A 10,522-nucleotide genomic window follows, 5' to 3' on the forward strand; every position below is an offset into this window, starting at 1 on the left:
GCTAGCCGGGGATCTCTCTAGCCACCGATCCGAAAACCACCAGATAGAGGAAATATAGCATGGCATTCGATGCAGTCATGATGTTCACGCAAGCGTCCAAGGATGGCATCCAGCCGAAGGGCGAATCCCTCATCGTGAAGGATGGTATCACGCTTGGTGACCAATGGAGTTTCTCGCTTGAGAACAAGCTCAATATCGGCCCTCACACCGCCGGCGCTGGGTCAGGTAAGGCCGAGTTTGAGGTCTTCACCATCAAGAAGCAGGCGGATAATGCCTCGGCTTCCCTGTACGTGGCATGTGGCCGCGGCGCCCACTTCAACAGCGTCGATCTGAAGCTATTCAAATCGACGGGCGCCGGACGGCAGACAGCCGCTTCGAACCTGTTCTTGCACTGGACCTTTAACATGCTTGCGATCGAGAAGGTCGAATGGGCCCATGCGGAGGAGGCACCGGACGAGACGGTCACCTTCCGATTCGGCGCCTGCAAGATCATCTACTTCAGGCAGGACGAAAAAGGCATTCTTACCAAAGCTGGTGAGGGCATCTGGAACCAAATTGCCAACAGTACTGACTTCAATAAGCTCGTCGCCTGACAGCTTGCAGATCCGCGACCGCGTGTGTTCTGGCCGCTCGCCACGCATTCGGTCTCGGATCGTTGCTGATGTGGAGATTGAACATGGTTATCGCTACCAAGTGGGACCTGCCCCAGCCCTCCCTTCTCGACCGGCTCACGGATGACGAGCCTAATAGCGCGTCCGAATCGTCGAAATCATCCAGCTTCTCGCTGCGCCAGGTGCAAGCACTGATCCTGCGTGACGTGTCGTGGCTGTTTAACGCAAACCAGTTGGCCGCAACCGTTGACCTCCAGTCCTATCCTCACGTGGCAGCCAGCACCCTCAACTACGGTGTCCGGCCCTGCGCCGGGCATATAGTCGATGGCCTGGACGTTGCAGCCTTGGGACAGGAGATTGCCGACAGCTTGCAACGTTTTGAACCTCGGTTCCTTGCCGACAGTGTCAAGGTCACGCCACTCACTGACGGCAACCGCAATGGCTCACTTGGCTTTAGAATCGAGGCGGACCTCTTAGCCCAACCAGTGCCGCTGCGGATTGTAATCCGCACCGAGCTTGACCGGGAACGCAAGATCGTCCGCGTTATCGATCTCGGTGCGGAGATAAGCTGATGGATCCGAGGCTCCTGCGATTATACAATGATGAACTTGCATATATGCGGGAGATGGGAGCTGAGTTTGCCCGCGCATTCCCGAAGGTCGCCGGCCGGCTCGGAATGGAAGCAGCCGAGGTCGCTGACCCTTATGTCGAGAGGCTGCTAGAAGGTTTTGCCTTCCTGGCGGCGCGGGTCCAATTGAAGTTGCAAGCTCGTTTCCCGGACTTCACGCAGCACCTGCTGGAACTGGTCTATCCTCATTTTCTGGCGCCCATGCCGTCGATGACAATCGTCCAATTCGAACCGGATCCGTTGGCCGGACGGTTTGAGCACGGATATGTAGTGCCGCGCGGAACCAAGCTGCTGGGCCAACTCGCTTCGGATGCGATCACCCATTGCGAGTTCCGCACGGCTCACGACATCCACCTCTGGCCGATTGTGGTGAGTGCTGTAGACTACTACACGACGCCGGCGCAAATCTCCGCCCTGAATCTTCCGCCCCTGCAAGACGTCAAGGCCGCGCTGCGACTGCGACTTCGAACAACCAATGGCATGCCCTTCAAAAATCTCGCACTGAGGGCCCTGACACTTTACCTCGCCGGTCCTGGCGGCATCGGTGCGACAGTCGCCGAACAGCTTATCGGCGACGCTTGCGCCATCATAGCCCGGCCAGCTAGCCCGTTGCCCGCTTGGCAGGAGAAAATCCCGCTCAACGGACTGCGGCAGCGCTGTCTGGAGCCCGACTTCGCTCTCCTGCCCGAGGTTCCCCGCTCCTTCGAGGGATATCGTCTGCTGCAAGAGTATTTCGCCCTTGCGGAGCGAACCTTGTTCATTGAGCTCAGCGGACTAGCCAACGCTGTGGCGCTTTCGACGACAGAGAGTCTTGAGATCGTGTTCGTGTTGAGCCGTGCCGAGCCGCGGTTGGAACGTCACGTTGGAACTCAGAACATTGCACTGTTCGCGACGCCGGCTATCAATCTTTTCGAACGCCAGGCGGATCGCATTCACTTGAGCGACAAGAACTACGAGCATCATCTGGTTGTAGATCGAATGAGGCCGCTCGACTTCGAGGTTCAGTCGATCCTCGAGATGAACGGCGAAGGAGAGAGCAGCGAAGCGGCCCCCGTTCAGTTTTTTCCATTCTACAGCATCAGCGCCCATGGACGGGAGGTGCAGCACTCCAGCTATTACACCGTTAGGCGAGAGCGCCGTCTGCTGTCGGAGCACCAGCGTCTGAACGGTGCCAGGACTGACTATGGCGGCACCGAGACTTTCATTTCACTTGTCGACCGCCGGGCGGCTCCCCACTCGGTGAATCGCCGGCAGTTGTCGGTGCGATGCCTTTGCTCGAACAGGCATCTGCCGTTGCTGCTGCCGATCGGTCATAAAGAGACAGACTTCACGCTCGAAATTGGAGCTCCTGTTATCGCTACGCGTTGTCTGTCGTTGCCGACCAAGCCGCGTCATTCCTTCGCCACCGGCGATGTGGCCTGGAAGCTGATCAGTCACCTATCGCTGAACTATCTCTCGATCACGAATTCCGACAACAACGGCCATGGGGGCGCAGAGGCGCTGCGTGAACTCTTGCGCTTGTACGTCGATCCTGGGGAGACTTTCGCCTCGCGGCAGATCGACGGCATACGGGAAGTCCAGTCGCGACCGGTAGATCGGCGGCTGCCGGGTGGGGGACAAGCTGCGGTCGCACGTGGAATCGAAATCAGCGTCGTCCTGGACGAGGCGGCTTTCGAAGGTGTCGGCATATTTCCCCTAGCCTCCGTGCTCAATCAGTTCTTCGCCAAATATGTCTCAATCAACAGTTTCACCGAGATGGTCATCTCGACGTTGCAACGGGGCAGAGTAATGCGTTGGCCGATAATGATTGGTCGCCGGACGATCCTCTGATGCCGAGTGCTCTCGAACACTTTCTTAGGGCGGTAGCGGCCGAGCCGCATGCCTACGATTTCTTCCAGGCTATGCGGCTCGTCGATGCAATCTGCCCAGATCGCCCTCGGCTTGGGGAATCGAGCCGGCCGGGCCTGGATCAGGTGCGGATTGGACAGCAGCCCGCGCTGGCCTTTCCGACGCGGTCCATCGCCCGCGTGGCTGAAGCAGGAGAGAACCGTCCTGCCAGCATTTCCACCTACGCCTTTGGCCTGTTCGGGCCCAACGGTCCGCTGCCTTTGCATCTGACGGAGTACGCCCTTTTTCGGCAGCGCAATGCCGCCGACGAGACGCTGGTTCGGTTTGCCGATATCTTTCATCATCGACTAGCTTCGCTCTTCTTCCGTGCCTGGGCGGAGAGCGAGCCGACCGTCAGCCACGACAGGCCACAAGAAGATCGCTTTGCCCTGCAGCTCGGGTCCCTCGCCGGTTTTGGCATGACGTCTTTGCATGGCCGGGACGCCATGCCCGATCTGGCCAAATTTCACTTCACAGGCCGTCTCGCCTCGCTCACCCGCAATGCCGAGGGGCTCGTCGCTATCCTCAAAAGCTTCTTTGTGGCGCCGGTCGAAATCCGTGAATTTATCCCCAAATGGGTTCAGTTGCCGCTCGGCGCGCTCTGCCTCCTCGGCCGTGACGCAGGCACTGGCACACTTGGCAGCACAGCCGCTGTTGGCGGCAGGATCAAAGTATACCATCATCGCTTCCGCGTCATTATCGGCCCGCTCGGCTTGGCCCAGTACGAGCGGCTTTTGCCGGGGACCTCCGATCTTGAGATCTTGGCCAAGATTATCCGCAATTACCTAGGAGATGAACTGGACTGGGAGGTCAATCTTGTCCTGCGCCAAGAAGAAGTGCCGAAACTCCGGTTGGGACATAGCGGTAAGCTCGGCTGGACCAGTTGGATGGCCGAGCGCAAGACGCGACGCGATGCCGACGATCTGACTACGGCGCCGATCGAGCCCTGCCTAACGGCGGCCGTCTCGAACTTTCCGAAGTAATCTGAGGGAGTCGATTATAATGAGCCGCATGAATATCATTAGTGATTTCCATGTACTCTGCAATGCTAATGCAATCAAAAGTGCGGCGGCCTTCCGCAACTTGCGCGATAGTATTTTTGTTGAGCTGATTCGCGATCAGTTCAGTGGCACTGCCCAGCCGGATCTCTGTAAGACTTTATCCAGTTTCGGCATTGACCAAAGCATTCTCACGCACCGCGTGACTTTCCACAAGGCCTTGACGCCAAGTAAACACCTCCAGTCCGCCGATGTGGCAGAGCCGGATGAGCAGCGGGCCGTCACTAATATGCGCCGCAAGATCCCCCACGCCGGAGGGGCATCCAGGAGCCGGGATTCTGGGCATAGCGTCCGCAGTTGCGTTGTCGCAACGGTATATTCCCGCTGCCCAGTTGCCGGCCCAAGTTCTAAACCTGGTGGACGCCATGCACACCCAATTCGCCGTCAGCCGGCATGCCCGTTTCTCTCTGACCCGAGATGGCGCGCCTTCTCGATGAGGGTATCAAGATGCTGCCGGAAGGGGACAAGTTGGGCGGCCATTCAGATCACCAAGCAAACTCAACCGAGCGGCAGCGGCGCGGGTAGCGCCCAATCGGCAGGCTCATCATCGATGCCCGGCATTGCGCCCCCCATGGTTTTCGTTGGCGGCACTCCGGCCGCGTCTCTAAAGCCAAGTGAAAAAGGTACTACGGCGCTCTTGCATCTCAACCGCGGAAATACCCTATGGTCCAGTCTACAATTGAAAATCTCCTGAAGCACAATCGATTTGCTGCAGTCACTTCGGCCGCATTCCAGCCGAACGAGATCATTCTTCGACGGCTAAGCGGCACCGAACGGCTGGGGGAACCTTTTCTCTATGAGGTGAAGCTCGCCACACCCCATCCGGTTCAGAACTTCACCAACATTCCTGGCCAATTTTTGACGGTCGGCCTTAAGCTGAAGGACGCCGGAACGCGTTTCTTCAACGGCGTCATCACTCGATTGGAGTATCTCGGCCTGGACGACACGGAGCACCTCAACTACATGGCGGAGTTGCGGCCTTGGCTTTCCCTGCTCGATTATCGTACTAACAGCCGAATTTTTCAGAATAAGACCAGCATTGAGGTCATCACCCAAATATTTCGGGAGCACAAAGGCAATTTCAAGAACCGGACAATCGGGCGGTTTCCAGAGCGCACGTTTTGCGTGCAGTACGACGAGACTGATCTGGCTTTCGTCAGCCGCTTAATGGAGCAGGACGGCCTGTACTACTATTTTGAACATGGGGAGAACCGACACGATCTGGTGCTCGTCGACCACCTTTCGAGCCATGAAACATGCAAGCCTGAGGCTGTTGAGACCCACCACAATCTCAGGCCTGCCCGAAATCTCCATCGAGATGATGTTATCTTGCATTGGAGCGAAGTCGTGTCACTGCAGTCGAACAAGGTCGTTCTCAAGGACTACGACCATGAGAAGCCGATGGCAGAGCTTGCCGCTGCCGCGCGCACCCCTTCCGTGCGGATCGGCGGCATTCCACCCGGCAAGAGCGCAGCGGGTGCCGGTAGGCGCCTTTCTGGCGCCACTGTCGTGGCATTGGAGACGGTGACCGCGGACCTTTCCTCAGACATGCAAGAGACATTCATCTATCCCGGAGGCTACAAAACAAAGGGGGATGGCGACTTCTACGCCACGATCCGCGCAGAAGAGCTCAGTTGCAACGCCTATCGGGCGCGTATTGAAACTACAGCTCGCCAGATCAAAACGGGATTAGTCTTCAAGGCTGCAAACCCTTTCTACTACGGCGAAGTGGGTGCGCGCCCAAAGGCTACCCAGCGCTTTCTGGCGATTGCGAACGAGTTCACGGTTTTGGGGGAACTGGGAGACCGACCACCGGGAGCGGTCACCACCGACCAGAACGCTGAGTACTTCCTCTATCACAGTACGGTCGAGATCATCCCTGCGAGCACCCAGTACCGCCCGCCGCGCCGCACACCGGTGCCGGCGATCAAGGGGCCGCAGATGGCGGTCGTCGTGGGCCCGAGAGGCGAGACGATCACGACGGATCAGTACGGCCGCATCAAGGTCCAGTTTTTCTGGGACCGCGAGGGCAACAAGGACGAAAATAGCTCCTGCTGGATCAGGGTAGCGCAGAACTGGGCCGGCAAGGGCTTCGGCTGCCTCCTAACTCCAAGGATCGGCCAAGAGGTCATGGTGGACTTCGTCCACGGCGACCCTGACCGTCCCCTCGTAACCGGGGTCGTTTACAACGGCTCCAACTTGCCGCCTGAAGCCCTACCGGCCAACAAGACCCGCTCCACATTCCGAACGCATACCGATCGCGGCACAATCGCCGATTACAACGAGCTGCGATTCGAGGATAGGCAAGGTTGTGAGGAGGTCTTTCTGAAAGCGCAGAAGGACCACAACGTCAATGTTGGAAATATCTATGCCATCGACGTCAAGACGCAATACCTCCTGACTTCAGCCTCAGCCGCGGCGGCATTTGGTAGCAGTATCGAGGTGACACCTGACAAGATTCGCCTCTCAGTGATGGGCGCAACCGGCCCCCAGACCATCGAAATCAGCGCAGCCGGCATCACTCTCATGGGCGGCCAGGGAGCCTCGATCAAGGTGTCGGGTCCTTCGGTCATCATCAACAACGAAGCGCTTGTGGTGACCTGATGCCTGGTACCGTCCTTCACACAGGAACGACCGCGACCTGCCCGCACGGCGGTACCCTCAATATAGTGGTTGCCTCGCCGCGCGTCTCCGTCTCGGGCATGCCCGTGGCGGTCTTGACTGACCAGGGCCTGGTGGCCGGCTGCGCCTTCACGCTGCCAAACGGCAAACCGCAGCCCTGTGTGACCACACGCTGGGTCGCCGCCACCACGCGGGTCCTGGTCAATGGTCAGCCCGTCCTCATCAATCCACTTGCCGCTCTATGCCTCTCGGCAGAACAAATCCCTGGCGGTCCGCCAATCATCGCCGCCAGCCAGACACGGGTGATCGCGACATGAGCTTGGCCTTTCCCTGCACCGCCACCCCGCTCTGCCGGGCCAGCGCCTGGCCCTACGGATCACCCGAACGCGACTGCCTTGAAGTGCTGATCATGACCGGCCCCGGCGAGCGGCTCACGCGTCCGACCTTCCGCTCGCCGGTACGTGAGATGCTTTTTGCCGCCGGTAACGGACTGGTGGCCCTTGCGCTGGAGGCCGCAGTCGAAGCCGTCACCCTCGGCCAGCTCCTGACCCTGCGAAACCCGCTTGTCGACTTTGACGACGCGGCTGCGATCCTACAAATCAAGCTGAACTATGACGTGAAGGCGACGGGCCAAGCCGTGAACCTCAGCCTGTCGAAGGGCCTTTCATGAGCGACGTCAACCACTGCTGCGATCCCCTTCGACGCAAAGCCTTGGAAGCCTCGTCGGTCGCCGTTTCGGGCATCGAGTATGTCGAAGTTCAGCAAGGCGGGAGCGTAGCTGATCCCATTTTCATCGAGATTAGTCTCGTGAAGCCCCTGCTCTTGCCGGTCGCCGCGCTGGAACGACTATTCAACCTATCGCCTCGCGATCGTCCGTCCCAGCGGCCCCGCCCCCACATTTATCGACCTGTGTCTTTCGGCGGTCGACTTCTCCTTCGAGCCAAGCGCCATGGCCGATGGCCACATTGGACGCGTCATAAGCACATGAGCAGCGCTCTTTTCTGACGATGTCGAACGCTGATCAACGCCGGGCGCAACCTGAGGGCCAGTTCGGCCAATGTTCATCCACGCAAAGGAACAGACCCATGAACGAAGAAAACGGACCTGTTGTGTCTATCTCTTGCGCAGACGAACGAAAACTCGGTGCTGCCCTAATAGCAGTTCAATCGGCACTTTGGGTGGCGATTGAGAACCTATCAAAAATTCAGGAAGGTAGCGGTCAGCAGTGGTTTGACGATCTAGAGGAGGTCGCGCTCAATGAAGCCAGGGGCACCGTCACGACAGGTATCTCGATTGAGGCTGAAGCAGAAAGCCTCAAGTTTGGAATCGATGTCCTTAAAGCAATCCTGCATTCGAAGCGCGTTCAGCTCGGACTTGCTGCAAAGGAATAACGCGTTCTCTTTCGGCGTGGCGGTGAGGTCCAGGCCACCGGTACTTATAGCTGGCAGGACGCACTCCCCACAGGTTCTCCAATCGCTTCTGTCAATGAGCTCCTTTCTCTTCGCTGATGCAGCGCTTGCCGGGTTCGAGGTTCTCTCCGTGGTCGATCGCAAGGATAGCCGCATGTTTGCGTCGGTCGAAGTGGTGTTCGCGGTTCCATCGGACCGCATGGGAGGGAGCGACCCCATCCGCGCAGGCGTCCCGGCAAGGACGCATCGGTGGACGGCTTCAGGTATTGGGGTCTTGGATCATGCTCCAGCGACGATGCGGCGCAATGGTTCGTTCGGCTTCCACATGGCGTGAAGAAATGACAGCGAGCTTGCGTGCCACGGCGACTGCCTTCTCGAATCCAGCTCCCTTAGCACTCCTGAGGCCCCAGACCTTCGGCGAGGAGAAGCCGGTTTGCCGCGTCAGGATGACGCTGGCGGCTTCATAGAGATGGGTTCGCGTTAGCTTATTGCGGCGCTTCGAGCTGCTGCGACCATTTCGACTGACCTCGCCGGATTGGTAACGTTTGGGGTGAGGCCGAGATAGGCGCCGCGCTGGAGGAGCGGCGGAAGCGGGAAGCGTCGTTACAGGTGGCAGCGACCGAGAGTGCGGTCACCCCCGCCGGGAGCCGTCATGAACAGGCGGCCATGGCGTTCTGCTTGGCGGCGTCGCGGACGTGCTCGTCGAGAGCCTTGATCCGCTCGATGATGAAGCGGCGGGACTGATCAGAGCCTCGACGATCCGCCCGATTTCGGGCACGGCCGTGAGCTCGCGTTTTCGAGAGGATAGGGAAGGCTGTTTCTCTTGAGGCGTTGCCTGTCATTCGCAAGAGGGTTTTCACGACCTCTTCCTTATCGGCATATGCTAGCGCATACCAATCGCTCCGCCGTCATGCACAATTCACATTCAGTCATTCTGTCGGGACATGGTGGGGTTCCAGGGACGGGTGTTGCCTCGATGCCTGCCATGCTTGCCGGTCGGCGCCCGGATGAAGCAGTTCCTCCTCGAACTATGATCGCAGTTCCTGCGATACTTTCGCAAGCGGACCTGGTCCACGACGCTCCCGCTTCGTCTTGATCGCACCAGAGCGGTCCTCGCCATTTCGGTTGACTACCGCATAGAGGCGGCGGTCGCGATCGGCCGAGTCGGTGACAAGGCGACGCTCTCCGAAGCTCCACAAAAGGGGAGCAGCCCAGTTCGCGCAAGCCGTTGCATGAGATTGTCTCGAAGAGCCAATTCAAGTGGACCTGACCGCGGCGCCAAAGACCGGCCGCGATCAGGGCTGTCCGCAAGGCTCCCGGCTTTGGTTGGGGCCGGAGCGAAGAACTGTTGCAAAAAAGTTGGAACAGTGCCCCGCCAATTAGGCAGCCGTTCCGACTACCGGCAGAAGAGGTCGGGGAACACGTCGTGCCGTGGTGGAGGTCGCTATGAACGGCTTCAAACCGGTGGTCGGGGAAACACTGCCCCGTGAAACACGGTCATGCGCCGTTGATTCGACAAGGGTCGCTGACCATGTCTCACGAGCATGATGGCATATGGATTTGGCATGGGTAGGAACGCTCGGCCGGCTGTAAGATCGGACATCCTTGATCTGGCTACAGGAGAGACGGCAATGGTAAATCCAGGACAGGCCCAGCCGGGCGGTACTTCCGACGACGACGATCCAGCCCCGGACCCGATACAGTGGTACGAAGCCCTGACCGGGGCACAGGGCACGGAAGCGTGGATGCGGAACTACTACTTGCTGCAACAGCAGCAAGCGGGGCAACCAGCCGAGCCACAGCAAGCAGCCGAGCCACAGCAAGCAGCAGCCGAAAGACGGCGGCGCCGTATTGTCTCTGATGAAGATGAGAGGCTCATCAATACGGCGGCTGTGGCGGCTCGCAGGAGGCTGGGCAAGGATACCATCCGAGCCTATTGTAGCCATCTCCGTGCGTTGTCTGAGGCGCTCCGGCCTCTCGGGCTGAGTCTTGCTGGACTTGATGGCGATTCGCTGCTCGAACGTGCTACAGCGCTTTTCCCGCGCGCCATCCCGGCATTGGGTATGCTTGACAGGTACCGTCAGGAGCTCTGGCAGGAGAGTTCGCGCGCTGGGGAAGGCAGCTCTCGGCCGCCAGTGGATCAAGCCGCGCCCTCACCGTTGAACACTTTCGATCAAGACGAGATTTGGGCCGCGGTGGATGCGGCGGATCAACCCGCTCCGTCGCCGCAAAGCGTCAATTCGACGGAGTTTTGGGCAGGAGTGGATCAAGCCGGCCAGTTGCCCGCCGACAGTTTCAATACAGCGA

Annotated in this window: 10 protein-coding genes; 9 read left to right on the plus strand and 1 reads right to left on the minus strand. The window is 59.1% G+C overall.

What is annotated here, in order from left to right; translation table 11 throughout:
* The first annotated feature begins 59 nt into the window (after positions 1 to 59).
* From JQK88_RS33825 to JQK88_RS33860, 8 genes are all read left to right on the plus strand, one after another.
* Complete coding sequence (locus JQK88_RS33825; protein WP_192247804.1) at positions 60 to 593, plus strand: type VI secretion system tube protein Hcp; 534 nt, start codon at positions 60 to 62, stop codon at positions 591 to 593.
* A gap of 83 nt (positions 594 to 676) precedes the next feature.
* The gene (gene tssE / locus JQK88_RS33830; RefSeq protein ID WP_192247800.1) at positions 677 to 1,183 is read left to right on the plus strand and encodes a type VI secretion system baseplate subunit TssE; all 507 of its coding nucleotides are present in this window, start codon (positions 677 to 679) and stop codon (positions 1,181 to 1,183) included.
* Positions 1,183 to 3,069 carry a type VI secretion system baseplate subunit TssF gene (gene tssF / locus JQK88_RS33835; protein ID WP_192247797.1) on the plus strand — a complete coding sequence of 629 codons (1,887 nt, stop codon included), beginning with the start codon at positions 1,183 to 1,185 and terminating at the stop codon, positions 3,067 to 3,069. Before tssE ends, tssF begins: the two co-directional genes overlap by 1 nt.
* Positions 3,069 to 4,109, plus strand: coding sequence for a type VI secretion system baseplate subunit TssG (gene tssG, locus JQK88_RS33840; protein WP_246750172.1), 1,041 nt, complete (start codon positions 3,069 to 3,071; stop codon positions 4,107 to 4,109). The genes tssF and tssG overlap by 1 nt, the downstream gene beginning before the upstream one ends.
* A gap of 738 nt (positions 4,110 to 4,847) precedes the next feature.
* On the plus strand, positions 4,848 to 6,788 hold the full coding sequence (locus JQK88_RS33845) for a type VI secretion system Vgr family protein (protein WP_203280913.1): 1,941 nt from the start codon (positions 4,848 to 4,850) through the stop codon (positions 6,786 to 6,788).
* Positions 6,788 to 7,123, plus strand: coding sequence for a hypothetical protein (locus tag JQK88_RS33850; RefSeq protein ID WP_192247784.1), 336 nt, complete (start codon positions 6,788 to 6,790; stop codon positions 7,121 to 7,123). Before JQK88_RS33845 ends, JQK88_RS33850 begins: the two co-directional genes overlap by 1 nt.
* Positions 7,120 to 7,476, plus strand: coding sequence for a GPW/gp25 family protein (locus JQK88_RS33855; protein WP_192247781.1), 357 nt, complete (start codon positions 7,120 to 7,122; stop codon positions 7,474 to 7,476). Before JQK88_RS33850 ends, JQK88_RS33855 begins: the two co-directional genes overlap by 4 nt.
* 415 nt (positions 7,477 to 7,891) lie before the next feature.
* On the plus strand, positions 7,892 to 8,197 hold the full coding sequence (locus JQK88_RS33860) for a hypothetical protein (RefSeq protein WP_192247778.1): 306 nt from the start codon (positions 7,892 to 7,894) through the stop codon (positions 8,195 to 8,197).
* A gap of 668 nt (positions 8,198 to 8,865) precedes the next feature.
* Here JQK88_RS33860 and JQK88_RS33865 read toward each other — a convergent pair.
* Positions 8,866 to 9,075: a hypothetical protein gene (locus tag JQK88_RS33865; RefSeq protein WP_192247775.1), complete on the minus strand. Its 210-nt coding sequence runs from the start codon at positions 9,073 to 9,075 to the stop codon at positions 8,866 to 8,868.
* A gap of 771 nt (positions 9,076 to 9,846) precedes the next feature.
* Here JQK88_RS33865 and JQK88_RS33870 point away from each other — a divergent pair.
* On the plus strand, positions 9,847 to 10,522 hold a 676-nt coding region (locus JQK88_RS33870), incomplete at its 3' end, for a hypothetical protein (protein WP_376740487.1).

Origin of the sequence: Mesorhizobium caraganae (assembly GCF_016836705.1) — a bacterium.
GTDB lineage: Bacteria > Pseudomonadota > Alphaproteobacteria > Rhizobiales > Rhizobiaceae > Mesorhizobium > Mesorhizobium caraganae.

Coding starts and splice junctions, on each gene's coding strand:
- JQK88_RS33860 (WP_192247778.1), top strand. CDS start 7,892: ATGAACGAAGAAAACGGACCTGTTGTGTCTATCTCTTGCGCAGACGAA.
- JQK88_RS33850 (WP_192247784.1), top strand. CDS start 6,788: ATGCCTGGTACCGTCCTTCACACAGGAACGACCGCGACCTGCCCGCAC.
- JQK88_RS33855 (WP_192247781.1), top strand. CDS start 7,120: ATGAGCTTGGCCTTTCCCTGCACCGCCACCCCGCTCTGCCGGGCCAGC.
- JQK88_RS33845 (WP_203280913.1), top strand. CDS start 4,848: ATGGTCCAGTCTACAATTGAAAATCTCCTGAAGCACAATCGATTTGCT.
- JQK88_RS33825 (WP_192247804.1), top strand. CDS start 60: ATGGCATTCGATGCAGTCATGATGTTCACGCAAGCGTCCAAGGATGGC.
- tssG (WP_246750172.1), top strand. CDS start 3,069: ATGCCGAGTGCTCTCGAACACTTTCTTAGGGCGGTAGCGGCCGAGCCG.
- tssF (WP_192247797.1), top strand. CDS start 1,183: ATGGATCCGAGGCTCCTGCGATTATACAATGATGAACTTGCATATATG.
- tssE (WP_192247800.1), top strand. CDS start 677: ATGGTTATCGCTACCAAGTGGGACCTGCCCCAGCCCTCCCTTCTCGAC.